We start from the raw sequence: 22,725 nt of genomic DNA on the forward strand, positions 1-22,725 counted from the left end.
TATTCACCGTCTGACGCCCGCGCGCCATAAAGTTTCCCTGCGTGACTACCGATAAGCCTTTATCGACTCCCCTTTCCGAGTACGCAGTATGCTAAAAAATATTAAAGTTGTGACCAGCATCGTTATCATGTTGGTTATTTTCAGCGGGCTGCTGCTGGTTTCCAGCGCGCTCTCATTTAACGCTATTAGCCAGGACAAAGAGAATTTCAACCACGCCAGCGTGCTGACGCAGCAGCAGAACCAGCTCAGCGACACCTGGCAGACGCTGCTTGAAACGCGCGTCACCATTAACCGTGCCGCTATCCGTATTCTGAAAAAGCAAACCGATCCGGCCACGCTGGCGGCCATCGACAAGCTGCTGACCAACGCCACTGCCCTGCTTAACGAGGCGCAGGCGCACTTTGAACGTTATCAGCGTGCGCCTGCGCAGCCCGGACAAAGCAGCGAGATAACGGCCAGCGTGGCCAGCAGCTATCAGCAGCTGCATGACACCATGAAGCAGTCTGTCCAGTTTCTCGGCGCGAATAACTACGAGGCTTACGGCAATCTGGATGCGCAGCAGGCGCAGGACGGCCTGAAAGCCAGCTATAACCAGTGGCGCGAACAGAACGCGAAGCTGCTGGCGACGGGCATTGAGGTCAATCAGCAGGGCTTTACGAATATGATGTGGACGCTGGCGGCAGTGATCCTGCTGCTGCTGGTGCTGGTGCTGGTCATCTGGAAAGTGATTAAGGAAGTGCTACTGCGGCCGCTGAAGCAGGTTGAGGAGCATATTCAGCACATTGCCGAAGGCGAGCTGACCCGCACGCTGACGGTGGAAGGCCGCAGCGAAATAGCCAGGCTGGCCGCCCATCTTTCCGCCATGCAGCAGGCGCTGACCGTTACCGTCAGCCACGTGCGGGAAAGCTCTGACGCCATCTACACCGGCGCGAGCGAAATTTCGATGGGCAACAACGATCTCTCCGCCCGTACCGAGCAGCAGGCCGCCTCGCTGGAGCAGACCGCAGCCAGCATGGAAGAGCTGACCGCCACGGTGAAGCTGAACGCAGAAAACGCGCGTCAGGCCTCACAGCTGGCGTCGAGCGCGTCGCAAACCGCAATCAAAGGCGGCAAGGTGGTGGACGGCGTGGTGCAAACCATGAGCGATATCGCCGGCAGCTCGAAAAAAATCGCCGATATCATCAGCGTGATTGACGGCATCGCTTTCCAGACCAATATCCTGGCGCTTAACGCCGCCGTGGAAGCTGCCCGCGCGGGCGAACAGGGCCGTGGCTTTGCCGTGGTCGCGGGCGAAGTGCGCAATCTGGCCCAGCGCAGCGCCCAGGCGGCGAAAGAGATCAAGACGCTGATTGAAGCATCCGTCAGCCGCGTCGACGCCGGTTCGCTTCAGGTCACCACCGCCGGAGAAACCATGCACGATATCGTCGATGCCGTGGGACGCGTCACCGCCATTATGGCAGAGATCGCTTCCGCCTCTGACGAACAGAGTCGCGGCATCGATCAAATTGGCCAGGCGGTCACGGAGATGGATCGGGTCACGCAGCAGAACGCTTCGCTGGTACAGCAATCGGCCGCCGCCGCCGCGTCGCTGGAGGACCAGGCGACCCGTCTGGCTCAGGCCGTTGCCGTGTTTCAGACCGGCCACGCGCGCGCGCCAGCCGCAAAACCTGCCGAAAAAGCCCTGAAAAAAACGCAGCCGGCAGCCGGTGAAGGAAACTGGGAAACGTTTTAAGCGAGCGTCGCCGACGGCTTACCGGCCGTTCTGATTGTGATACTTATGTGGCCGCACCGGATGCTGATAGCGTGTCGGCCATATTTTCTCGGGAGCGATGTCCAGCGCTTCAGCAATCAGCCGCTCGCCTTTCGGCCACGGACGGCGCAGCGCGTTAGCCAGCGTCGAGGACGCCAGTCCCGCCTGCCGTGAAAGCGCGGATAAGTTTGTGCCTCTTTTTTTTAACGCAGCGATAATGTCTGCGGTATGCCAGTCCTTTAGCTCCATTATGCATCCCTTTTATGAGTTAAACCGTTGTCCGCGGCTGAGCCGCCCGTCATATCATTTATCTGCTTCACGTCGTTATCGGCCGTTGACGATGTCCAGCCACGTCGGCAGGGCGCCAGACAGCAGCGATAACGCACGCAACCGCCACTATTATATTTTTGCAAAAAGCGGCGTTTATTCTTTCCCTGTTATACAGCTAAAAAGCGCGTTTTTAAATATTTATTCCGCCAAAAAAACGAATTTAACCAATGGAAAACCCTTTCAAATCATTAAGTAAACAAGTAATTCGTATAGCTTATGCATACTCTTAAAAGGACGCCTTTTTTAAAACGAATAGCTAACAAGAATAATTATCAAAACCATTACAGCATGCCCCAACATGAGAAAGGATGATAATAATTATCACTCCTTATTTTTCGCCGCAGATAAATATAAAATATATTTTTCTGCGGTTTTTATTTCTCTGCTTCCCGTGCATAATGCGGCAAATAATTATTTTGCCTGTTAATATCTGGAGCCGCTATGCTGACTGCCGAAATGACCGCTCGCCTGAACGATCAGTTAAACCTGGAATTCTTTTCCGCCAACCTCTATTTGCAGATGAGCGCCTGGTGCGCCGACAAAGGGTTTGAGGGGGCCGCCGCCTTTCTGCGCGAGCACTCCCGCGAAGAGATGCAGCATATGCAGCGCCTGTTCAACTACCTGAGCGATACCGGCGCCATGCCGGTGCTGGGCAGCATCGCCGCGCCGCCGGTGACCTTTGACTCGCTGAACAACGTGCTGGAACAGGCCTACGAGCACGAGCAGCTGATTACCGCAAAAATCAACGAGCTGGCGCATGCGGCAATGACGTCGCAGGATTACTCTACCTTTAACTTCCTGCAGTGGTACGTGGCCGAACAGCATGAAGAAGAGAAGCTGTTCAAATCCGTGCTGGATAAGCTGGCACTGGTCGGCACCAGCGGTAAAGGGCTGTTCTTTGTTGATAAAGATCTGATGCAGATGAGCACCTCAGGCGAGCAGGCCTGAGTAAAAGGGGCGAAGCGTTCGCCCCTGAGGATGTTGACAAAACCGTGCCCGGTCAGCAGGGCGCAGTCAAGCTGGTGACTGGCGGCAAAAACCGGCTGCTTTTCTGCTACAGCGCCAGCCGGTAGAACTTTGTGTCCACCTTCATCACGGGGAAAGCGGCCGGTAGCGCGGCTTGCGCCACTTCGCTAAAGCCGTGCTTCTCGTAAAAACGATGCGCCGCCAGAAATTTCGCGGTGGTGCCCAGCCAGACGTCACGGAGCTGCCGCTCGCGAGCGTGCGCGAGCAGCGTTTGCAGCAGGCTATTGGCCACGCCGTGCTCCCTGCCTCGCCAGTCTTCCGCCACGAACATTTTCCGCAGCGCGGCCTGCTGCTCGCCGATATCCTTCAGGCCGATACAGCCAACAACCCGATCGTCGACCGTCGCCAGCCAGAAATCGCCCGCACCCTGCTGATAAAAGGTCGGGATATCGCTGAGATCCGGCTGCTGCTCTGCCGAAATCGCAATACCGAACTCGTGATTCTGGATCGGCAGGATCAGATCTTTTACCCCCGCCTGGTAGCGAGGATGGTAGCGCTGCACGATAAATCGCGTCGTCATGGCGAAGATCCTTACTCAGCCAGCCTGTTGCGCGACGTTTTGCAGACAGGTGGCGAAGACGCCTTCACTGATGCTCTGCGCTACTTCCTGTTCATCATGGCCCGCCTCAACCTTGAAATCCGCCCACCATTCCGCCAGCGTGGTGCCGTCGTTTTTCGGCGTCAGCTTCACCACCGCCACGTAATCCGTGACCGGCATGATGCCGTCCAGAATCGCGTAGTGCAGCTCCCAATTGGCTTTATCCAGCTTTACAAGGCGCTCGCGCACTATGCCATCGGGCAGCGTCAGCTTTCTGACCACGCCGACCTTGCTTTCGGTAGCGCCATCTTCCAGCTCGCTGGAGGAGATAGCCGGATGGATTTTCGGCAGGCCGTTAAAATCGGCAATCAGCGGCCAGATTTGTTCTGGCGTGGCGGTAATGATGCGGCTGGTATAGGACGAGTGCGACATAGTAGAAACCTCTTAGCGTAAAAATTTAACTTTAGCATGTTGCTGCTCTTTCCCGTTGACCGTCAGAGCTAAGCCAGCACCAGCGCCTGGCTCTGCTGGCGAAACAGCCTGGCCAGCTGCGCGCCCATCGGCGTCAGCGCGGTATCTTTACGTCGGATCAGGCAGAAGGTCGCCCTGGGCATTTTTTCCCGCAGCTTTAGCGCCACCAGCCGATGGCCGACCAGCGGATCGGTAAAAAAATCCTGCGACAGGATGCTGACGAAATCGCTCTGGGCCAGCAGGCTGGCGCAGGCCATAAAAGTTTCGCAGGTGATGGTGATAGCGGGTAATGGGCCGCTGTCGGCGAAGAGATCCTGCAACAGCTGATAGTAGCTGCCGTTGGGCGAAGGCATGGTCCAGCTACAGTGGCGCAGCGCTTCCAACGAGGTGGCGTTCGCCAGCGGATGGCCTTTGCGTACCACCACGCAGTAGTCGCGCTCCATCAGCGTTTCGTAGCTCAGCTCGTTGTCCTGATGGCCGGGAGACCAGGTATTGATGGTGAAATCCAGTTCGCCCTGACGCAGCTCCGGCAGCAAGGTCACCAGCTGGCCCTCCAGGATGCGCACGCTGACTTCGGGAAAGAGGTGATGAAACTGAGTTATCACCTTTGGCATCAGCGTGCGGGCGATGCTGCCGCCCACGCCGATATTGACCGAGCCGCCCGCCTGGCCCAGCCGCTGCTGGACCTCTTCCTGCGCGACCCGCAGCTCCTCCAGGATCAGGCTGGCGTGACGAAAAAAATCTTTGCCTGTCGCCGTAAGCTGAACGCCCTGCCGCTGCCGGATAAACAGCGGCGCACCCAGCGCTTCTTCCAGTTCCTGCACCGATTTAGAGAGCGCGGGCTGCGAAAGCTTCGCCACCCGGCTTGCCGCCCGGATACTGCCCTGACGCGTCACTTCCACAAATGCACGAAGCTGGTGCAGCTTGATCGATGCGGGCATAAAACCTCCTTGTGGGTGATAACCGTTGTTTATCAGTCAAAAGATATTGTCATCTTCTGCGCGCCGAAACCACTGTGTAGAGTCGATAAACCAGCATTTTTTGTACTGCTATTAAAGGAACCAGAAATGGAGCAAGCCGTAACCGATTTTGTAAAAGAGATCTCTCCCCGCCTGCAACACTGGCGTCGCGATTTGCATAAGTTCGCCGAGTCCGGCTGGCTTGAATTCCGCACCGCCACGCTGGTGGCCGAAGAGCTGCACCGCCTGGGCTGGTCGCTACAGCTGGGCAAAGAGGTGATTAAAGCGGAGGCGCGCATGGGAGTGCCTGCTGCGGAGGTGCTGGCGCAGCAGGAGCAGCGGGCATTGGCCCAGGGCGCGCTGCCGCAGTGGCTGCCGCACTTTTCCGGCGGCTTTTGCGGCATCGTCGCGACGCTGGCGACTGGGCGTCCCGGCCCGGTGATGGCGTTTCGCGTTGATATGGACGCGCTGGACGTGGTGGAAATGCAGGCGCAGGCGCATCGCCCTTTCGCTGAAGGATTCGCTTCCTGCAACGAAGGCATGATGCACGCCTGCGGCCATGACGGTCATACCGCGATTGGGCTGGGCGTGGCGCAGGTGCTGAAGCAGTTTTCCTCGCGGCTGTGCGGCACCGTCAAACTGATTTTCCAGCCGGCCGAAGAAGGCACGCGCGGCGCAAAATCGATGGTGGAAGCGGGCGTGCTGGATGACGTGGATTTTTTTACCGCCATTCATATCGGCACCGGCGTGCCGGCCGGAGAGCTGGTGTGCGGTAGCGATACCTTTCTGGCGACCACCAAAATGGATATCGCTTTTCGCGGCGTAGCCTCGCACGCGGGCGCGCGGCCGGAAGAAGGCAAAAACGCGCTGCTGGCGGCGGCGCAGGCCACGCTGGCGCTGCATAACCTGCCGCAGCACAGCGGCGGCAGCTCGCGTATTAACGTAGGCGTGCTGCAGGCGGGAACCGGGCGCAACGTCGTGGCCGATCGCGCGCTGCTGAAGGTGGAAACGCGCGGCGCCACCAACGACATCAATGATTTTATCTATCAGCAGGCGCTGCGAGTGGTGGCGGGCGCGGCGGCGATGTATGACGTGCAGCACGAGGTAAAGCTGATGGGCGCGGCGCGCAGCTGCCAGCCGACCCGGCCCTGGGTGAACTATATCCGCCAGCAGGCCGCGCGCATTCCGGAGCTGACCTCGCTGGTCGACAGTCGGGGCCAGCCCGCCGGTTCTGAAGACGCCACCTATATGATGGAGCGGGTCAAGGCGCGAGGCGGCCAGGCTTCCTACATCATTTTCGGCACGCAGCTAAGCGCCGGTCATCACAATGAGAAATTCGACTTTGACGAGGCGGTGATGGCGACGGCGGTCAAAACGTTGGCCGCCCTCGCCTTTCATATCGACAGCTTTACCAATGAGTAACGACCGCGTATGGCGACAGCACCGCACCGCTTTAATCGCCAGGTGCACTAATGACGTAACAAGCCGCGTGCGGAGATAGCACCGCACCGGCAGTAAGGCACGGTTTTTGCACGTGCTTTTGCAGCAAGGCGTCGCAGACGCTGCCCGAGGCTGGGCCCGATCCCAGCCCGACAATAAAAAAGCCAACACAACAGAGGGTAAAACATGAGTGATACAACCGCGCCGGGAAAAAGTCCCGGCAGAGTCTTCAGCTGGGTTGAGCGCATCGGCAACAAGGTGCCCAACCCGTTCTTACTGTTCGTTTATCTGATTATCGTGCTGATGGCGGCAACCGCCGTGCTGTCGTGGCTGGACGTTTCGGTGATCAATCCCGCCAACGGCGAGGTCATTCGTGTTAAAAACCTGCTGAGCGTGGCGGGTTTGCAATGGATCCTGCCGGGGATCATTAAAAATTTCAGCGGATTTACACCGCTGGGATCGATCCTGGCGCTGATGATCGGCGCGGGCCTGGCGGAAAAAGTGGGGCTGCTTCAGGCGCTGATGCATAAGATGGCGTCATTTGTCAGCGCCCGCTACGCCAGCTATATGGTGCTGTTTATCGCCTTTTTCAGCCATATCTCATCCGATGCCGCGCTGGTGGTGATGCCGCCGCTGGGGGCGCTGATGTTTATCGCCGTGGGCCGTCATCCGGTCGCCGGGCTGATGGCGGCTATTGCGGGCGTCGGTTCCGGTTTTACCGCCAATTTGCTGATCGTGACTACCGACGTGCTGCTTTCCGGCATCAGTACCGAGGCGGCGAAGGCGGTCAGCGATACCGTGCACGTCAGCGTGCTGGATAACTGGTTTTTTATGGCCAGCTCGGTGGTGGCTTTAACCCTGGCGGGCGGTCTGCTGACTGACAAGTTTATCGAGCCGCGCCTGCCCGCCTGGCGCGGCGAATCGCAGGACGGACTGGCGAAGCTGACGCCGCTGCAAAATCGCGGTCTGCGCATCAGCGGCATCGCTTCGCTGGTGTTTATCGCGCTGGTGGCGCTGCTGGTGGTGCCGGAAGGTGCACCGCTGCGTCATCCGCAGACGGGCAGCGTGATCCCCTCGCCTTTTATTCAGGGCATCGTGCCGCTGATTATCCTGTTCTTTTTTGTGGCCGGGATAGCCTACGGCGTGGCGACCAGGCAGATCCAGCGACCCAACGACATCCCGCAGCTGTTGATTGAGCCGATGAAAAGCATGGCCGGTTTTATCGTGATGGTCTTTCCGCTGGCGCAGTTTGTAGCCTTTTTTAACTGGAGCAACATGGGCAAGTTTATGGCCGTGGGGCTGACCGATCTGCTTGAAAAAGCAGAGATGACCGGCGCGCCCGCCTTTATCGGCCTGATGTTCCTCTCTGCGCTGCTCTGCATGTTTATCGCCAGCGGTTCGGCAATCTGGTCGATTCTGGCGCCTATTTTCGTGCCGATGTTTATGCTGCTGGGCTTTCATCCCGCTTTTGCGCAGATGATTTTCCGTATTGCGGATTCGGCCGTGCTGCCGCTGGCGCCGATGTCGCCTTTTCTGCCGCTGTTTCTGGGCTTTTTGCAGCGCTACCGCAAGGATGCGCAGCTGGGCACCTATTACGTCCTGATTGCGCCCTACCCGCTGCTGTTTTTTTGCGTCTGGATCCTGCTGCTGCTGGCGTGGTACGCGCTCGGCCTGCCTATCGGTCCCGGCGTATGGCCGACAATGCCGACCTGATCCCGATGGAACAACAGCTATAAAGTTGATGTGAATCAACGGACAAGGTGGAAATATCGGCTACCGGACGCGCTATCGTTTATAGTCGGAGCGTTTGAAGGAACCCGTGCAGGGAAATGCCGAAACTGGCTACAAGGAGAGGAAATGAAGCCAAAAATCAGTGTGCTGGCTCTGAGTCTTGCAATTATCACGCTGCTCGCGGGCTGCGATCGGCAAGAGACGCGGCCGGTGAAATTTATTAATCCTGATAAAGTCATGCAGGATTCAGGGCTGGCGGAGCAGCTGAAAACGCGGCTGCAGACGGTCGATCAACAGCTCCGACAGGGTCTGAAGATGGCGCAGGAAAACGGCGCCAGGCTGCCGGAGGAGAAACGACGCAGCGCGCTGCTGGCCGATCGGCAGCTGCTGGATCTGGAGTGGCAGCATGAGCAGCGCCGGGCTAACGGCGTCGCGCTGAAAGCGATAGCGGAGGCGGCCGGAAAGTACCGCAAGCAGCACCAGCTGCTGGCGATCCTGCCTGCGCAGGCCGCACTGGCCTTTGCGCCGGAGGCGGATATCAGCGAAGCGCTGGCGAAAGAGCTGAAAGGGAAAACCCTCGATTTCGGCGCGCTGCCAAAAATCGGCGTTAAAAGCGAGGAGCCAACGGCGGCAGAAGCCAGTACGCAAAAATAGCGCCGTATTACACAGGAACCGGGGCGATGGTCGCCCCTTTTTTATCCTTTATGCATATCAGCCGCCGCTGACAGATCCAGCCGCTGCCAGAAGTTCTGCTCCGGCGTGGTGCCGGAAAGCGGATAGCCTGCGGCGATAGCGGTCGCCACCATCCTTTGCCGACGCTGCTGCGCGCTCAGCTGCGGCAGCGCCGCTTCCAGCAGCACCTCAGCGCCTTCCGGCACCACAACCGCTTCCTGCTTCACTTTCTCCTGCGGCAGATCCCAGGTCATGGCAAAGCGTGCAAACTGCTGCATCTGCGGCGCGGCGTAAGGATCGGCCGCGCCAGCCGGTTTCGCACATTCGGCGAGCGAGGTGCCGCACTCTTTCTCCAGCGCGTCGCGCAGCTGCTGCTTCGCTTCAGCAAACAGCGGGCGATACTTTGCATCGTTGAGATAGTGCGCCACGTTACGCTGCGCCACCATACGGGAGCCAATCAGATCGATCGGATAGTGCACGCCCAGCACCATGCGCGAATAGCCGTAGCGCGCGGCGCGATCCATCAGTGGTACAAAGCGTTCCGGCACCATTTCGCCCAGCAGCAGCGCATCGGTCCATGCCGTATTGGTGTGGCCGCTGGGGAAAGATCCTTCGCTCGCCTGATAGGGCTGGTTATCTTTCACCACTGCCGTATCCGGCACCGCATGGATAGTGTTGCCCGGCATCAGGAAAGGACGTGGATAGTTAAAGTGCGCTTTGGCCGCGCCGGTGCTGACTTCGCTGGCCTTGATCAGCGCCGCCGCCTTACCCATCTCGCCTTTGGTGTAGGCGTTCAGAAAGGCCTGACCCAGCTTCGGCCCCAGCGCGTCGGCCAGAAAAAACAGATGGTTTTGCCCTTCCGCATCAATAATCGCCTGGCGACGCTGGCCGTCGGTCGCATCGAGGTTAACCTGCGCCACGCGCTGCATGCTGGCGTCCAGCTCGCTTTTCGGCAGCGTGGTGAAAGCGCTCAGCAGCGCGATGCCCGCCTGCTGGTTGGCTTTTTTAGCAAAGTCGTAGCCGCTCGCCTTCAACCAGCCGCGATCCGCCAGCTTATCGCTCTGCTCGGTTTTCTCCAGCTGCGCGCGCGTCAGCTTAGCGGCATCGCCCTGCAACGCGCCGATCAGATCTTGCTGGATTTGAGCGTCAAAGGCCGCGAACCGGGCATCGCTGCTGGCGGGCGTGGTGGTTTCAACAATCCTCTGGATGCTATCGAAGTCAACGGGCGTGGTTTTTGCCTGAGCAGCCTGCGCCAGCAGCAGCGCGCTGGCCAGCAGAGAATAACGAAAGCGCATAAAAGTTCCTTAATTTACGTCGGTTAGCTTTATCGGCTTTTATGCTGGAAGAGGTTGATGACAGGAAAGTGACAACTTATATTTTGAAACGAATTGGCACAGCGATCGGGCCGCCTCCCTGCGGCCTGCCGGGTTCTTTAGCCGCCGACCACCGGCTTTTTGCTTTTATCCAGCGCCTGCATAAAAGCGTCGTCGAGATGCAGATGCTGGCGCACCAACTGCGGCGGCGTCGAGGCCAGCCACTGATTCAGCGAGATATCCGCGTAGTAGCTGCTTTTAAACAGCTCCAGAAAACGCAGCGGCTTGTCGCCGGTGTTTTCCACATAGTGGCCCATCGCAAAAGGCACGTAGCCGACATCGCCCGCGCGAAAATCGAAGGTGCGTGCCTGGCCCGAAGAAGCAAACACGCCCATCCGTCCTTCGCCTTCCAGGTAGTATTGCCACTCGTCGGTATTGGGATGCCAGTGTAGCTCGCGCATCGCGCCCGGCTGCAGCTCCACCAGCGCCGCCGCGATGGTTTTTGACACCTTAAAAAGGGAGGAATCGGTAATCCGCACCGTGCCGCCCTTTAGCGTGATGGGCTGCTGCGCCAGCATCCGGTGACTGAAAGCGGTGGTGGAACGGGTCGCGCCCGCAATGGCGTCCTTTTGCAGATCGCCCGGCGGTGTGGCGGCGAAGATATACTCATCGGCCGGTGAAGGAAGCTTGCTGAAGGTTTCCACCGGCACGCCAAAGTTTTTCGCCAGCACTTCCGGCGGCACGTGCTTAAACCAGTCGCTGAGCAGAAAAGTGCTGTCTTCGTCAAAGCCGCCGTTATCAAACGCCAGCAGGAACTCGCAGCCGTCCGGGCCAAGCCCCTGTATCGAGTGCGGCACGCCGGAGGGGAAATACCAGAGATCGCCCACGCCGACGTCGTCCACAAACCAGTGGCCGTCGACGTCCAGCGCGGTGATGCGCGCCTTGCCGTACAGCATATAGGCCCACTCGCCCTCTTTATGCCAATGCAGCTCGCGGATGCCGCCGCTGTTAAGGCGCATATTAACGCCGGCAATGCTTTTGGAAACGCCCAGCTCGCGCTCGGTGATCTGTCGCGTCCAGCCGCCGCTGCCTTTACGCACGTGCGAATCGCTATAGGAAAAACGCAGGTTGGGCAGCGTGCCACTGTCGGTAGCGGGCGGATTGACGATATCGGGATTTTCTCCCTGACGCAGCGGATCGTGCGGGCCGGGATCGCTGCCGCCCATCAGGCCTGTCCAGGGTTGCGCGGCCACGGTGCGATCGTGAGCATGAACGGAGCCAGCCGCCAACGCAACGGTGCTGCCGGCGGCAAAGGTCATAAAGCTGCGACGAGTAATAGGATTCATGTCTGCTTCCTTGTGTCGAAGGGTTAAGGCGCGCCGCGCTGCATAGCGGACGCGAACTTAAGCTTAACTACACAAAAATCAACAGAACCTAACCGGGGAAAAGCTTAAAAACGCTGCAATGTAAGCAATAACACATCAAATAATTTTGTTGATAGTTCAGATAAATTTATAAAATTTGGTCTACGCGACAACATAATCATGACGTTACAGCTTTGTTAAACGTTTTTGCCAGCAGCAATGTCCGCCCTGACCGTTTCGTCATCAATTATTTTTATTAAGAGGGAGGAGAAGAGCGCAACACCTGGTTACGTGGGTACGCAGAACGAAAAATATCGCGGCGGCATTATCACGCTGCGGACACGACCGCACGGGCCTGTGGCGCAGCCTTTACCGCTGTTTGCCGGATGATCAGTACCGCTCATCTTGTCGCGCAGCCTTTGTCGCTGTTTACCGGGTAGTCAGTGCCATTTATCCTGATGCGCAGCCTTTATCGCTGCTTACCGGGCGGTAAGAGCTGGTCATCCTGCCCCAGGCGCGATCGTTCAGCCGCCGGCCTGCAAACGCTTCGCCAGCGTTAACGCCAACTCGTAGCCGCCCTGCTCCAGGGAAAGCGCTTCGCCTTCGCTGAAAGCCTGCCGGGTCAGGCCGGTCAGCACCGCGCCGGGCGGCACCTCAATCGCCAGCCGGACGTCGCGCTCGTTGGCCGCTATCATCGCCTCATGCCAGCGCACCGTGCGCGACATATTATACGCGAGGTCATCCGCTATCTGCGCCGGCTGCCAGAGCACGCGGCCGCTGCTGCTGCTCAGCCAGGCGCGACGCGGGCGAACAATCGTTACCGCTTTAAACACCTCCGCCAGCTTTGCCGCCGGTTCCGCCAGCAGCGCGCAGTGTGAAGGCACGCTGACCGCCAGCCGGTGCGTTTTCTGCGCGCCTGCGGCTTTCGCCCTTTCCGCCGTCGCCTGCATCGCCGCCTCGCTGCCCGCAATCACCAGCTGCCGTTCCGCGTTGATATTGGCCAGCCAGCTCTCTTCTCCCAGCAGCGGCTCCAGCTCGCTCTGGGTCAGGCCGATAATCGCGGTCAGGCCGTAGCCTGCCGGATAAGCCTGCTCCATCAGCTGCCCACGCAGCGCCACCAGCCGTAACGCGTCGTCGAAGGCCAGCGCGCCCGCGACTACCGCCGCAGGATAGGCGCCAATGGATAAACCGCTGGTCATCGCAAACGCCAGGCCCTGTCGCTCCAGCTCCCGCGCGTGCGCCACGCCCGCAATCAGCAGGCACAGCTGTACCGCGCGCGTATGCCGCAGCGCCTCTGCCGAATCCAGCGCCGAGGCATCTTCATTCAGCGCTTCGCTGGCCTCTTTCAGGATTGCCTCGCCCTGAGGCAAATTTTGCAGCATGCCGGGCTGCTGCGGCCCCTGTCCGGGAAAGGTCAGTAAGATTTTCATCGCGGCGTCTCCCATGGCGCGGCGGTCAGGAAAGGGCCGCCATCGGTTTTCAACAGCACTTTGCCGTCGCGCAGCCACTCCGCCAGCGCAAAACCGCCCAGCCTGGTTTCCAGCTGCGTATCGGCACGGCAAGGCAGGCTGGCGCAAAGGCTTTGCCAGCGCTGCAACGCCGATGCGGCGGGCGGCTCAGGCGCGCGGATCAGTAAATCCAGATCGCTGCCCGCGTGCATTACGGCTTCGCCGGTCGCCAGCGCATAGCCCAGGCTGCCGGTGACGCCCCATGCCCACGGCCAGTCCGCCTGCGCAAGCCGCAGCGCCGCCTGAACGGGCGGCAAAGTATAAAAAGGGGTGTGCGGCAGCCGATCGATAAGCGCTTCCGGCGACAGCACGCGCACTACAGCCGCAGCGTCAACCCAGCCCGCCGCGCGCTGATGGCGGGCCGGGCCGCGTATGCCGACGGGAATACGTCCCTGCGCATCCCTGTCGCGTCGCACCACCAGCGGCAAAGCCGGCTGCCAGTAGGCGACCCATTCAGGCAAATCGCCCTGCAATGCTTCACGATCGCTCAGCCAGAGCAGATCGTGCGGCCGAACATCCATTGCTACATTCCTGCGGTTAATGAAATAAACAGCGGCAGCGTCACTATGCTCAGCACGGAGGTGATCAGCAGAGTGGCTTCCGCATCCGGCGACTCCACGCCGAAGCGATTGCCGAACACCACGCCAAAGAAGCCCGCCGCCAGCGCGATCATCAGGATCGAGGTGATCGCCAGCGGGCCGTGCAGCCCCAGCGCCAGCACAATGCCCCAGGCGATAAAGGGCTGAATAAGCAGTTTAGTCACGCTGGCGACGATCACCGCCTGATTGATCCTGATCTGACGTGCGGAGAGGATCAGCCCGGTCAGAAACAGCGCCGTCGCGGTAGCGGCCAGTCCCAGCGGCCGGATGGTAGAGAGCAGCAGCTCCGGCATATGAAAGCCAAAAGCGGAAAGCACCACGCCCAGCAGCGGACACCAGACGATAGGCTTAATCACGGATCGCCACATCAGTATTGGCAGCATCGCGGCGCTGGAGTGCTGCGTGCCCTCGGTTTTCGCTTTTTCACGCTCGAGGATCAGCAGGCAAAACGGCGTCATCAGCACCGAGCCACAGGCTATCGACACGGCGACCGACAGCGAGGTTTCGGGCGTTGAGCCGAGCACGCTGCCGAGGATCGGCAACCCCAGCGCGGCGTAGTTGGGCAGCGCGACGGTCAGAGTCAGCACGGCGGCATCCTGCGGCGCTTTGTGAAACACGCGGGTGCAGAGAAAATAGATGGCGGCGTAGGCTATCCACATCGCCAGCACCAGCACCACTACCAGCGGCGCCTGCCCGACGATACCTGCCCAGGGCGTTTGCACCGTGGCGGTAAACAGCGCCGCCGGCAGGGCGAAGTCCATGACGAAAACGTTCAGCAGGGCAACGTTGTGGTTATCGACCTTCTTTGCCTTACCGGCGTAAAAACCCAACAGCATAATGACGAAAATTGGAGCCAGAGCATGAACGATCACGTAAGTCATAACTTGCGCCTCGCAGGCTGAACGCGTCAGGGCAGGATTGCCCGCTGTCTTGCTGGATTACCAGGCCGCGCGCATTTTTTCGCGCACCAGCGCGGAGCTGCGGCGGTTTTCGCCCTTAAGGCGATGAAGAGCGGGATCTTTACGCGCCGAGCTGACCGCCTGCTCCAGCGATGCGCGAACCCGCTGAACATCGTCATCTTCAGGCGCATCCGGCGAGGCGATATCCAGCAGCTCTTCCAGCAGACCCAGCGTCTGGTAGTTGCCGATGTCGTAAGCCATTGGCGCAATGGTCTGTGCCAGCTGTTCCAGCGCCTCGATGCTGCGCAAGGTGATGCGCGCCGCCGCCGCTTTGCCCATTGCGTGCACCATCACGCCCGGATCGTTAAAGGCGATCAGCCGGTTTGCCTGGTAGCCGTGCGCCAGAAACGCGCCGGACATCGCTTTACCGACGATCAGCCCGATCACCGGGTGTCCGGCCAGCCTCGCTTTGGCATAGGCGCCTACCGCCGCCGCCAGCGCCTGGTGGATGCCGAACGCCTCTTCGCGACGGCCATAGGCCTGGCTTGGTACGTCAATCACCGCCACAATCGCCCGCTTCTGCGCTTTATCCGCATCCGCCACGATCGCTTCATCGATGACTTTGGCCAGCGTCCAGCCTTCCAGCAGGCCGACCTCGCCTTTAGCGGCGCGCGGAAAGTGGTTTTGCTCGTCCGGCACCACCGCAATATAACGCGCGGTTTCTTCGCCCAGCGCCGCATCGGCCGCCTGCACCGAAGGGCAAAGTCCGCCCAGCCTTTCAGCCCCGTTGGTTAACAGGCTGAGCCATTTTTCACCACGACTGACGCTCATCCGCGATCCTCCCTTGCATAGACTTCGTTAACCTGCTGCGCATCGGCCTGTCGCTCGGTGTTCATTTCGCTCAGGCGCGGCAGATAGTAGCTGTACTCGTCCGAACGATGCTGTGCGGGCACGCCGCGCGCGATCGCTTCGTTCATCGCTTTTTTCACCGCATTGGCGCCGTCGGGCACCAGCACGTCGGCCAGCCCGCTGCGATAGCGCGCTTCGCCGCCGGTCATGCTCCAGATAAAAGGCCGGTCGCGGGAATCGTATTCCGCAATACCCGCCTCCTGTTCGATAACCTGCGGGCCGTTGAGGCCGAGCCTCGCTTCACGGGTGACGATCAGCGAGCTGCACAGCCCGGCGGCAATAGACATTCCGCCAAAGCAGCCGACCGTACCAGCGATGATGCCGATCACCGGCGTATAGCGACGCAGATCGACGATAGCGGCGTGGATATCCGCAATGGCCGCCAGGCCGAGGTTGGCTTCCTGAAGGCGCACGCCGCCGGTTTCCAGGCAAAGCACCGCCCGCGTCGGGATACCTTTGCGGTTATCTTCGGCAGCCAGCTCCAGCGCCGTCGCCATTTTCGCGCCGGAAACTTCGCCCATGCTGCCGCCCTGAAACGATCCTTCAATGGCGACGACCACCGCTGGCTGACCGTCGATGGTGCCTTTCATCACCACCATGCCGTCATCGGCCTGCGGCACGATGCCCTGCGCAGGCAGCCAGGGCGACATAATGCCGTCAAAAGGATCGAGCAGCTCGCGTCCGCTGCCTTCGTCCAGCAGCAGCCGTGCGCGCTGGCGGGCCTTAAGTTCGATAAAGCTGCTGTCATCACGCATCTGCGGCCTCCTCAAAAACCTGCTCAATACGAATACGCGCCACGCCAGGCGTCGCACCGAAATCGTGAATGGTCATCTCGCCCGCCGGCAGCCCGGAAAACGCGCTCAGGCGATCGAAAAGCGCCCGCCAGCGTGTTCCGCTGTTGTCGACGGAGGTGGTCAGGTTGACCGTCAGCTGCTGGCCCGCTCCGGCCACAAACAGCACTTCCATATCGCCCGAGCCCACCACGCCCGCCAGCGCTTTACCGCTGAGCTGTCGCGTGGCCGACAGGGTAAACGTGATCTGTTCCATAAAATCCTCTCAGAAAGTGGTGTCGCCCAGCCTGTCTACAAACAGCGTGGCGGCAAGTAAATCGGCGGCGCCGCCGGGCGAGGCGTTCAGCGACAGCATGTGTGCGTCCAGCCTGGCCAGCGCGCGCTGCCCGTGCGGCGTTTGCGCCCCTCCGGCATCCAGCACGGCGCGCGCGCCGTTCTGCATCGCCACCAGCCCGTAAAGCCCGGCGCGGGAAAGTACGCAGGTATCGCTGAGCGAACTCATGATCGCCATCAGCGCGTTCAGCTGTGCCTGCGCTTCCGTCGCCCCGTCGTGCCTGCTGTGCCTTAGCTGCGGCAGCCCAAGTTGCATAATGTGGGGAAAGCCCTGCTGCGCCTCTTCGCGCGCGCCGGGCACCTGATAACGGCGCGTCGCGCGCAGCCCTTTGCTGAAGAGTTTCGGTGCCTCGTCATCCGGCAGCTGTGCCAGACTGGCCGCCGCCTGCGCGACCTGACGCTCGCTGCCCTCACCTGCCAGCATGGCGCTGGCGCTGACCAGCAGGCCGGTTGCCCAGAGCGCGCCGCGATGGGTGTTGACGCCGCGCGTCGCCTGCATCATCTGCCGTTCGCCTTCACGCCCCAGCCTGCCTACCTGCTGCCGCAGCGCGATATCCGCCGGACGCTGCCAGCAGTGCAGCGCCAGAGCATAAAACGCGGGCGTCAGGCTGCGCGCCGAGGCCTCCATCAGCGCCAGCGTCAGATCCCGATGCGCGCCGCTGCCTCTGCCATCGACCAGGCCGGGCTTGGGCGTCAGCCGGGCTTCGTCGATCAGGCAGCGCGTGGCCAGCTCCGCCAGCCGCGCGGCCTGCCGCTCAATATCGCTCAGCGAACATGAAGAAGGTTTCATTACCAGCTCCGGAACTTAGCCGGCGGCTGATAAAGCCCGTCCGACCATTCGACCAGCTCCGCCACGCTGCCCGCCGCCAGCAGCGAACGGGTGGCTTCGGTACGGCGAATGCCTAAATCTTCCGGGAAGGCGACTTTGCCCTCGCGGCGTAGATCGGCCACTCTTTTCGCGTCCACGCCCAGGCCGATATCGGTAATGCCCGCCACCGCCGCCACCATTGCGCGGCGCTCCTCCAGCGATTTGGCGCGATAGAGATAGGCGATGCCCTCTTCGGTCAACACGTGGGTGACGTCATCGCCGTAAATCATCACCGGCGCCAGCGGCATCCCTGAGGCTTTCGCCACGTCGACCGCATCCAGCTTTTCAACAAAGGTCGGCTTGCCGCCGCCCTGGAAGGTTTCCACCATCTGCACTACCAGCTTGCGGCCGCGCGCCAGCGGATCCGGCTCGTCAATCATCGCCAGCCAGGCAGGCGTGGCGTGGCGACGGCCGTGCGGATCGTGCCCCATATTCGGCGCGCCGCCGAAGCCGGAAAGCCGACTGCGCGTCACGGTCGAGGAGTTAGCCAGGCCGTCGACCTGGAGCGTGGAGCCGATAAACATATCGACCGCGTACTGCCCCGCCAGCTGGCAAAACGCGCGGTTGGATCGCATTGAGCCGTCGGCGCCGGTAAAGAAAACGTCGGGACGCGCCGCGACATAGTTTTCCATGCCCAGCTCGCCGCCAAAGCAGTGCACGCTTTCAACCCAGCCGCTCTCTATTGCCGGGATCAGCGTGGGATGCGGGTTCAGCGTCCAGTGGCGGCAGATTTTGCCTTTCAGCCCCAGCTTTTCGCCATAGGTCGGCAGCAGCAGCTCGATGGCGGCGGTGTTGAACCCGATGCCGTGGTTCAGCGACTGCACCTGATGCTCGGCATAGATCCCCTTGATCGCCAGCATTGCCATCAGGATATGCTCCTGTTTGATCAGGCGCGGATCGCGGGTAAACAGCGGTTCGATAAAGAAGGGTTTGTCGGCGACGACGACATAATCGATCCAGGATCCCGGAATATCGACGCGCGGCAGATCGCACTCGTCATCGACCAGTTCGTTGACCTGAGCGATAACGATGCCGTCGTGAAAAGCGGCGGCCTCCACCAGCGCGGGCGTGTCTTCCGTACTCGGCCCGGTGTAGAGATTGCCCTTGCGATCGGCTTTATAGCCGGCAATCAGCGCCACGTTAGGTGCGAGATCGACATAAAGCCGCGCATAGAGTTCGACATAGGTATGGATGGCGCCGATTTCCAGCTGGCCATCTTCCAGCAGCTGAGAAATACGCAGGCTCTGCGGCCCGGAGAAAGAGAAATCCAGCTTGCGCGCGATCCCCTTTTCAAACAGATCCAGATGCTCGCTGCGTCCGACGCTGGGCATGATCATATGCAGATCGTGCACGATCTCCGGATTAACTTCGGCCAGGCTACGTGACAAAAAGTCCGCCTGTTTCTGGTTATTACCTTCCAGCACCACGCGATCGCCCGGCGCGATCAGCCTCTGTAGCAAATCGACCAGATCGTCGGTCGGCAGCACCTTGCCGTTGATACCGAGCTGCTCGATGCGGCGTTTTTTTTCACTTCGACGTGTATCCCATACGCGGTTGGACGTTTGTCCCGGCAGCATGTAAACCTCCGTAACGCAGTAGGCGGGGGATCGGCTTATGCAGACGACAGCGCCGATCCGGCGGATGAATTTGAAGGTAGCCGCCGGTGAAAGATTGCGCAAACCGATGAAAAAACAATTGGGTAACCAGCGATGACAAAATATTTTTTTCACAGCTTGCCGCTGGCCCTGCCGGGCGTGGCGCTGTTTTAGCGGCAGAACCTGTGGCGCCGGGCCAGTGCTGCGCTGTGGATGCGGCCCGCTTCGGCAAAGAGACGCGTACGCCAGTACCCGTCTAAAAAAGAGACATTATTAAAAAAATATTTGGCAAAGCGCGCCTGACGGGGCAGACGCGCTGAGAAGAAGGGAATGGATCAGTTCTGTAAAGGATGCCAGATTTCAGTCACCGCGCCTTCACCGCCGGTGAGGGGATCGTGCTGCGGTACAGGTACGCGCTTAATAGCCAGTAGCGAGGCTTCCACATCTTCCAGATCGCTGCGTCGCGTCACCGGCTCCATGCCCTGTGGATAGGCGCCGACGGCAAAAAAATCTTCGCTGGCCGCCAGCTGCTGATGGCCAACGCCTGCCGGGATCAGGATCGCATCGCCCGCGTGAACGGTGACCGCCCTGCCCGTTTCGCCGCCGAAAAGGATTTGCGCCCAGCCAGCGCCGATACCCAGCAGCTCATGGGTGTTGGGATGATAGTGGGTATAGGGATAAATCGGATAGCGCCAGCGCGGCGTCCAGCGATGGCTGGCGAACGTTTCTTCAAACCAGGCCGCCACATCTTCCACCTCACCCGGCACCGCGCGCGGATAAATAATCAGCGGCAGCGGATTGTTCGGCACGCCGCTGGCTGGCTGAAAGGTCATATATTGCGGATTGTTCGACATACCCGCAGAAAAGGTGCCGGCTGCAAAAGACATCATCGCAAGCAGGTTACCAGCATGGGTTAGCATAAGATGCCTCCTGTAATTTCGGTGTTAATTAATTGTGGCACCTGGCGGCAAAGATGCAATCATTACGATCGGTTTTTGATCACATAACTTCTTAATTTTTCTCCACTTAACTCAAATTATTCGCCTGCCTGCCTCGGAGGCAAAATGTAAGGCCATTTTGCATTCCGAAAATAGCCCACGCGCCTGCCAAAAAAAACGATTTAGTAAAAACAGGCTGGTTTTAAAAAGAAGAAAATAAAATTAAACGGCGGCTTAATCACTTAATAAACATAAGGGATTGATCAACGGAAAAATGGGAAAACCGCGCTAATGCCCCTGGCTAACCAGGAGGGTGGTTCATGGTTGCTCGCTATCTGATTCATCACGGGCTGGTTGATCCGGATTCAGCATCGCTGCTGCATTGTGAAACGGCCGAGCAGCGAAAGCCGGGCAATGTCGGTTAAAGCTGCCGATGACTCTGGCATACTATCCTGCTGCCGGAAACGCACGCGCCGGTGACGGCCACTGCTCCTGTGCGCTCCCGCAAAGAGAAGCGGAAACCCACCGCAGAAGCCACCGATTGCCCGCCTCTGGCGCTCGCCGTGCCTGATGCAGAACATAATGCTGCTTACCCTGATTGCCGGGCTCGGTTTATAGCTGCCCGAAGCGGGCGCCTGTTCACGGCCGCCCGCCGCCTGTTATGAAAAAGCTTCCCTGCGCGCAGCCCGATGGCTGGCGGCAAAAAGCGCGCTCAAGCTTTCTTTATCCAGTTCAGGTGAAACCGCCGTCAGCAGCAGGAGCAGGCTAAGGGCACGCCGGCAAAGGTCGGCAAAATTATTCTCCCAGTCGGGAACGAGATGACCGGGAAAAAAGTTATGGCAGAGTTCATAAAACAGAAAATTACCGAGGATCTTTCGTCGCGCGCTGCTCGCTTTTTGCAGGCCGCGCCACGTCTGCCGTAGCGTCTCCTCACCCTTTTTCCGCATCGCTTTCAGCTTGTGCAGTCTGGCGTCGCTATCCACCAGTAACCATATCGGCAGCGCCTCCAGACGTTGCCCGGCGACCGGCGGAAAGCCGTGTTCATCCTGCTGCAGGCAAAAATCCTGCACCAGCCGCTGGCGGCCGGCGGGCTGTAGCCACGTCTCCAGCAGCGCGGCCCGCCGCTCCGGGTCAAGCGGGCCAGACTGGCGAATAAAACCGTACAGCGCATAGAGCAACAGCACAGGCTCAGTCCGGAAAGCGGCAAACAGCCGCAGGCAGTGCTGATTCATCTGTAAACGCTCTGCGGAGAGTTCGGGTAAATGTTCGGCCAGGTCTTCGCTGACGCTCAGGGTACAGGACGCCGTCAGGCTCAGGATTTCCGCCGCCGCCCGGTTGCAGCTGATATCCGCGCTGTGGCGCACGTGGTTATTCCAGCGAAACTGCAGCAGCGGCGAGGCGCCGTCGCAGCCAGAGCAGCCGCAGAGATGAATGTTTTGCCGCAGGCGCAGAACGTAATCGGGCGTCCAGACGCTGGCCGTCACGCCTTCCGTTAATAATGATCGTGCGCTATCCGTACCATTTTCTTTTCTGCTATGGATGCTGGCAAAATTATTTTTCATCGTTGTCACGCCGCCCCGGGTTGGATTGAGCAAAATAATTAACAAAAAAACAATATTTCCCTATTTTCATCCTGGCAATCCTTACCTGATTTAACTTGTTATCTGTTTATTTGAAGGCAGCTTAATATTTAAAAACAGAATTAACCTGGTGCTTCATCCGTTATTAAGAGAGTACAAACATATAACAAGCCAGCGGCCATAACAAATCGGCACGTCACGCATTTTAATTGCCGAAACCTGTAATTAAATTAAACAAAAGCGTATTAGCACCTGGCGCGGACAGATTTCTGTCGCCCGCCTTTTTCAAGGCGCCACTCGCTTTTTTCATTATGTTTCTTGCGCTTTCAGGCAATTTATTTCCCCTGGTGATAATAGATCCCGTTATCGATTAACTTATTTATGCCGAAAAAAAAGAGGTATATAAATTGAAAGAGGCTGTTGTTCCGGCTGCGGCGGCGATCCCGTCGGCATTTCACCCCGCGCGCTCCGCCTGCGGCAGTCGGCGGCCGTTCTGACGCGTTCTGGTAACAAGAACGTTAATTTTGTTATATGGGCAACTGTTATAGCTTTATTCGCATTAACTGTGTCTGCCCTTCTTGCGCCAGGTGTGGTCTACTGATGCCTGTACCAAGAGGAGGTTCAGAGTGGAAGACGTTAAACAGATCCTGCTGCGCGAAATCGACACCCTTAATCGTGAAGAACAGCGCGATAACCGACCGCGTTTCAGCTTCAATTTTCTGAAAAGTCATCCCGGCTTATGGGCGTCGATGTATGTCTGCTACGCCCTGACCGTGGCGCTGATTTTTACCACGGAGTTTCTGGGCTGGCCTGCGTTCTGGGGCGCCACTTTTTTCGTGCTGCTGATGAGCGGCCTGATGCTGCTGGATGTCAATCCGCGCTACCGCTTTGAGGATATCGATACGCTCGATCTGCGCGTGTGCTATAACGGCGAATGGTATTATGTGCGTACCCTGTCCGACAAGGCGATCCAGGATATCCTTGCCAGCAGCCAGGTGCCGGACAACGTTAAGCAAGGCATTCAAAAGCTGCTGCAGCTGAAAGGCGAAGTCGATTTTTACGACGTTTATCATCTGACCTGGGGCCAAAAACGCGCCTCTGCCGTCTGATA

General features: G+C 59.3%; 22 protein-coding genes. 6 read left to right on the forward strand and 16 right to left on the reverse strand.

The features are described 5' to 3' along the window. Nucleotides 1–88: 88 nt before the first annotated feature. The gene (locus ACVWZ0_RS18895; RefSeq protein WP_253458345.1) at nucleotides 89–1,732 is read left to right on the forward strand and encodes a methyl-accepting chemotaxis protein; all 1,644 of its coding nucleotides are present in this window, start codon (nucleotides 89–91) and stop codon (nucleotides 1,730–1,732) included. An 18-nt stretch (nucleotides 1,733–1,750) separates the two neighbouring features. Here the strand turns inward: ACVWZ0_RS18895 and ACVWZ0_RS18900 are convergent, their stop codons facing one another. After that, nucleotides 1,751–1,999, reverse strand: coding sequence for a helix-turn-helix domain-containing protein (locus ACVWZ0_RS18900; protein WP_253458341.1), 249 nt, complete (start codon nucleotides 1,997–1,999; stop codon nucleotides 1,751–1,753). 522 nt (nucleotides 2,000–2,521) lie between these two features. Between ACVWZ0_RS18900 and ftnA the strand changes: the two genes are divergently transcribed. Further along, nucleotides 2,522–3,028, forward strand: a complete 507-nt coding sequence (ftnA, locus tag ACVWZ0_RS18905) for a non-heme ferritin (protein WP_253458339.1) — start codon at nucleotides 2,522–2,524, stop codon at nucleotides 3,026–3,028. Between the two features lie 106 nt (nucleotides 3,029–3,134). Here ftnA and ACVWZ0_RS18910 read toward each other — a convergent pair whose 3' ends face one another. The 3 genes from ACVWZ0_RS18910 to ACVWZ0_RS18920 all read right to left on the reverse strand — a co-directional run bounded on the left by ACVWZ0_RS18910 (nucleotide 3,135) and on the right by ACVWZ0_RS18920 (nucleotide 5,056). After that, nucleotides 3,135–3,626, reverse strand: coding sequence for a GNAT family N-acetyltransferase (locus ACVWZ0_RS18910; RefSeq protein WP_253458336.1), 492 nt, complete (start codon nucleotides 3,624–3,626; stop codon nucleotides 3,135–3,137). Nucleotides 3,627–3,641: 15 nt separating this feature from the next. Then, complete coding sequence (locus ACVWZ0_RS18915; RefSeq protein WP_253458333.1) at nucleotides 3,642–4,076, reverse strand: SRPBCC family protein; 435 nt, start codon at nucleotides 4,074–4,076, stop codon at nucleotides 3,642–3,644. 68 nt (nucleotides 4,077–4,144) lie between these two features. After that, the gene (locus tag ACVWZ0_RS18920; protein ID WP_253458331.1) at nucleotides 4,145–5,056 is read right to left on the reverse strand and encodes a LysR family transcriptional regulator; all 912 of its coding nucleotides are present in this window, start codon (nucleotides 5,054–5,056) and stop codon (nucleotides 4,145–4,147) included. Nucleotides 5,057–5,182: 126 nt separating this feature from the next. Here ACVWZ0_RS18920 and ACVWZ0_RS18925 point away from each other — a divergent pair, with 126 nt between their 5' ends. The 3 genes from ACVWZ0_RS18925 to ACVWZ0_RS18935 all read left to right on the forward strand — a co-directional run bounded on the left by ACVWZ0_RS18925 (nucleotide 5,183) and on the right by ACVWZ0_RS18935 (nucleotide 8,899). Continuing rightward, the gene (locus ACVWZ0_RS18925; protein WP_253458329.1) at nucleotides 5,183–6,496 is read left to right on the forward strand and encodes a M20 family metallo-hydrolase; all 1,314 of its coding nucleotides are present in this window, start codon (nucleotides 5,183–5,185) and stop codon (nucleotides 6,494–6,496) included. A gap of 204 nt (nucleotides 6,497–6,700) precedes the next feature. Next, nucleotides 6,701–8,227 carry a p-aminobenzoyl-glutamate transporter gene (gene abgT / locus ACVWZ0_RS18930; protein ID WP_253458327.1) on the forward strand — a complete coding sequence of 509 codons (1,527 nt, stop codon included), beginning with the start codon at nucleotides 6,701–6,703 and terminating at the stop codon, nucleotides 8,225–8,227. 144 nt (nucleotides 8,228–8,371) lie between these two features. Beyond that, the gene (locus ACVWZ0_RS18935; protein WP_253458326.1) at nucleotides 8,372–8,899 is read left to right on the forward strand and encodes an OmpH family outer membrane protein; all 528 of its coding nucleotides are present in this window, start codon (nucleotides 8,372–8,374) and stop codon (nucleotides 8,897–8,899) included. 41 nt (nucleotides 8,900–8,940) lie between these two features. Here the strand turns inward: ACVWZ0_RS18935 and ACVWZ0_RS18940 are convergent, their stop codons facing one another. The 12 genes from ACVWZ0_RS18940 to ACVWZ0_RS18995 all read right to left on the reverse strand — a co-directional run bounded on the left by ACVWZ0_RS18940 (nucleotide 8,941) and on the right by ACVWZ0_RS18995 (nucleotide 21,596). Further along, nucleotides 8,941–10,212, reverse strand: a complete 1,272-nt coding sequence (locus ACVWZ0_RS18940) for an acid phosphatase (RefSeq protein ID WP_253458324.1) — start codon at nucleotides 10,210–10,212, stop codon at nucleotides 8,941–8,943. Nucleotides 10,213–10,349: 137 nt separating this feature from the next. After that, nucleotides 10,350–11,576 carry a cupin domain-containing protein gene (locus ACVWZ0_RS18945; RefSeq protein ID WP_301289658.1) on the reverse strand — a complete coding sequence of 409 codons (1,227 nt, stop codon included), beginning with the start codon at nucleotides 11,574–11,576 and terminating at the stop codon, nucleotides 10,350–10,352. A 542-nt stretch (nucleotides 11,577–12,118) separates the two neighbouring features. After that, nucleotides 12,119–13,024: a malonate decarboxylase subunit epsilon gene (gene mdcH, locus ACVWZ0_RS18950; protein WP_253458322.1), complete on the reverse strand. Its 906-nt coding sequence runs from the start codon at nucleotides 13,022–13,024 to the stop codon at nucleotides 12,119–12,121. After that, a complete protein-coding gene (locus tag ACVWZ0_RS18955; RefSeq protein ID WP_253458320.1) occupies nucleotides 13,021–13,623 on the reverse strand; it encodes a malonate decarboxylase holo-ACP synthase in 603 nt (200 codons plus the stop codon). The genes mdcH and ACVWZ0_RS18955 overlap by 4 nt, the downstream gene beginning before the upstream one ends. 2 nt (nucleotides 13,624–13,625) lie before the next feature. Beyond that, entirely contained in the window at nucleotides 13,626–14,582 is a 957-nt protein-coding gene (locus tag ACVWZ0_RS18960; protein ID WP_253458318.1) for an AEC family transporter, read from the reverse strand. A gap of 57 nt (nucleotides 14,583–14,639) precedes the next feature. Continuing rightward, nucleotides 14,640–15,431, reverse strand: a complete 792-nt coding sequence (mdcE, locus tag ACVWZ0_RS18965; RefSeq protein ID WP_253458315.1) for a biotin-independent malonate decarboxylase subunit gamma — start codon at nucleotides 15,429–15,431, stop codon at nucleotides 14,640–14,642. Then, nucleotides 15,428–16,264 (reverse strand): biotin-independent malonate decarboxylase subunit beta, encoded by an 837-nt coding sequence (locus ACVWZ0_RS18970; protein WP_253458311.1) that lies wholly within the window; start codon nucleotides 16,262–16,264, stop codon nucleotides 15,428–15,430. The genes mdcE and ACVWZ0_RS18970 overlap by 4 nt, the downstream gene beginning before the upstream one ends. After that, nucleotides 16,257–16,556 (reverse strand): malonate decarboxylase acyl carrier protein, encoded by a 300-nt coding sequence (gene mdcC, locus ACVWZ0_RS18975; RefSeq protein ID WP_253458307.1) that lies wholly within the window; start codon nucleotides 16,554–16,556, stop codon nucleotides 16,257–16,259. The genes ACVWZ0_RS18970 and mdcC overlap by 8 nt, the downstream gene beginning before the upstream one ends. 9 nt (nucleotides 16,557–16,565) lie before the next feature. Further along, complete coding sequence (locus ACVWZ0_RS18980; RefSeq protein WP_253458304.1) at nucleotides 16,566–17,423, reverse strand: triphosphoribosyl-dephospho-CoA synthase; 858 nt, start codon at nucleotides 17,421–17,423, stop codon at nucleotides 16,566–16,568. Beyond that, nucleotides 17,423–19,078, reverse strand: a complete 1,656-nt coding sequence (mdcA, locus tag ACVWZ0_RS18985; protein ID WP_253458301.1) for a malonate decarboxylase subunit alpha — start codon at nucleotides 19,076–19,078, stop codon at nucleotides 17,423–17,425. The genes ACVWZ0_RS18980 and mdcA overlap by 1 nt, the downstream gene beginning before the upstream one ends. A gap of 353 nt (nucleotides 19,079–19,431) precedes the next feature. Further along, nucleotides 19,432–20,016, reverse strand: coding sequence for a cupin domain-containing protein (locus ACVWZ0_RS18990; RefSeq protein ID WP_253458298.1), 585 nt, complete (start codon nucleotides 20,014–20,016; stop codon nucleotides 19,432–19,434). Nucleotides 20,017–20,693: 677 nt separating this feature from the next. Continuing rightward, entirely contained in the window at nucleotides 20,694–21,596 is a 903-nt protein-coding gene (locus ACVWZ0_RS18995; RefSeq protein ID WP_253458295.1) for a hypothetical protein, read from the reverse strand. A 644-nt stretch (nucleotides 21,597–22,240) separates the two neighbouring features. On the opposite strand from ACVWZ0_RS18995, the gene ACVWZ0_RS19000 reads away from it, so the two are divergent. Beyond that, complete coding sequence (locus tag ACVWZ0_RS19000; protein WP_125287235.1) at nucleotides 22,241–22,723, forward strand: YlaC family protein; 483 nt, start codon at nucleotides 22,241–22,243, stop codon at nucleotides 22,721–22,723. The last annotated feature ends 2 nt before the right edge of the window (nucleotides 22,724–22,725 follow it).

It is taken from the genome of Erwinia sp. TECH1 (genome assembly GCF_054057575.1).

What these genes read in the sequence shown, in the direction of transcription:
- ftnA (WP_253458339.1), top strand. Translation starts at nt 2,522, where the DNA reads ATGCTGACTGCCGAAATGACCGCTCGCCTGAACGATCAGTTAAACCTG.
- ACVWZ0_RS18925 (WP_253458329.1), top strand. Translation starts at nt 5,183, where the DNA reads ATGGAGCAAGCCGTAACCGATTTTGTAAAAGAGATCTCTCCCCGCCTG.
- ACVWZ0_RS18995 (WP_253458295.1), bottom strand. Translation starts at nt 21,596, where the DNA reads ATGAAAAATAATTTTGCCAGCATCCATAGCAGAAAAGAAAATGGTACG.
- ACVWZ0_RS18945 (WP_301289658.1), bottom strand. Translation starts at nt 11,576, where the DNA reads ATGAATCCTATTACTCGTCGCAGCTTTATGACCTTTGCCGCCGGCAGC.
- ACVWZ0_RS18960 (WP_253458318.1), bottom strand. Translation starts at nt 14,582, where the DNA reads ATGACTTACGTGATCGTTCATGCTCTGGCTCCAATTTTCGTCATTATG.
- ACVWZ0_RS18935 (WP_253458326.1), top strand. Translation starts at nt 8,372, where the DNA reads ATGAAGCCAAAAATCAGTGTGCTGGCTCTGAGTCTTGCAATTATCACG.
- ACVWZ0_RS18955 (WP_253458320.1), bottom strand. Translation starts at nt 13,623, where the DNA reads ATGGATGTTCGGCCGCACGATCTGCTCTGGCTGAGCGATCGTGAAGCA.
- ACVWZ0_RS18915 (WP_253458333.1), bottom strand. Translation starts at nt 4,076, where the DNA reads ATGTCGCACTCGTCCTATACCAGCCGCATCATTACCGCCACGCCAGAA.
- ACVWZ0_RS18920 (WP_253458331.1), bottom strand. Translation starts at nt 5,056, where the DNA reads ATGCCCGCATCGATCAAGCTGCACCAGCTTCGTGCATTTGTGGAAGTG.
- mdcH (WP_253458322.1), bottom strand. Translation starts at nt 13,024, where the DNA reads ATGAAAATCTTACTGACCTTTCCCGGACAGGGGCCGCAGCAGCCCGGC.
- abgT (WP_253458327.1), top strand. Translation starts at nt 6,701, where the DNA reads ATGAGTGATACAACCGCGCCGGGAAAAAGTCCCGGCAGAGTCTTCAGC.
- ACVWZ0_RS18910 (WP_253458336.1), bottom strand. Translation starts at nt 3,626, where the DNA reads ATGACGACGCGATTTATCGTGCAGCGCTACCATCCTCGCTACCAGGCG.
- ACVWZ0_RS18900 (WP_253458341.1), bottom strand. Translation starts at nt 1,999, where the DNA reads ATGGAGCTAAAGGACTGGCATACCGCAGACATTATCGCTGCGTTAAAA.
- ACVWZ0_RS18940 (WP_253458324.1), bottom strand. Translation starts at nt 10,212, where the DNA reads ATGCGCTTTCGTTATTCTCTGCTGGCCAGCGCGCTGCTGCTGGCGCAG.
- ACVWZ0_RS18980 (WP_253458304.1), bottom strand. Translation starts at nt 17,423, where the DNA reads ATGAAACCTTCTTCATGTTCGCTGAGCGATATTGAGCGGCAGGCCGCG.
- mdcC (WP_253458307.1), bottom strand. Translation starts at nt 16,556, where the DNA reads ATGGAACAGATCACGTTTACCCTGTCGGCCACGCGACAGCTCAGCGGT.
- ACVWZ0_RS18970 (WP_253458311.1), bottom strand. Translation starts at nt 16,264, where the DNA reads ATGCGTGATGACAGCAGCTTTATCGAACTTAAGGCCCGCCAGCGCGCA.
- mdcA (WP_253458301.1), bottom strand. Translation starts at nt 19,078, where the DNA reads ATGCTGCCGGGACAAACGTCCAACCGCGTATGGGATACACGTCGAAGT.
- ACVWZ0_RS18990 (WP_253458298.1), bottom strand. Translation starts at nt 20,016, where the DNA reads ATGCTAACCCATGCTGGTAACCTGCTTGCGATGATGTCTTTTGCAGCC.
- ACVWZ0_RS18895 (WP_253458345.1), top strand. Translation starts at nt 89, where the DNA reads ATGCTAAAAAATATTAAAGTTGTGACCAGCATCGTTATCATGTTGGTT.
- mdcE (WP_253458315.1), bottom strand. Translation starts at nt 15,431, where the DNA reads ATGAGCGTCAGTCGTGGTGAAAAATGGCTCAGCCTGTTAACCAACGGG.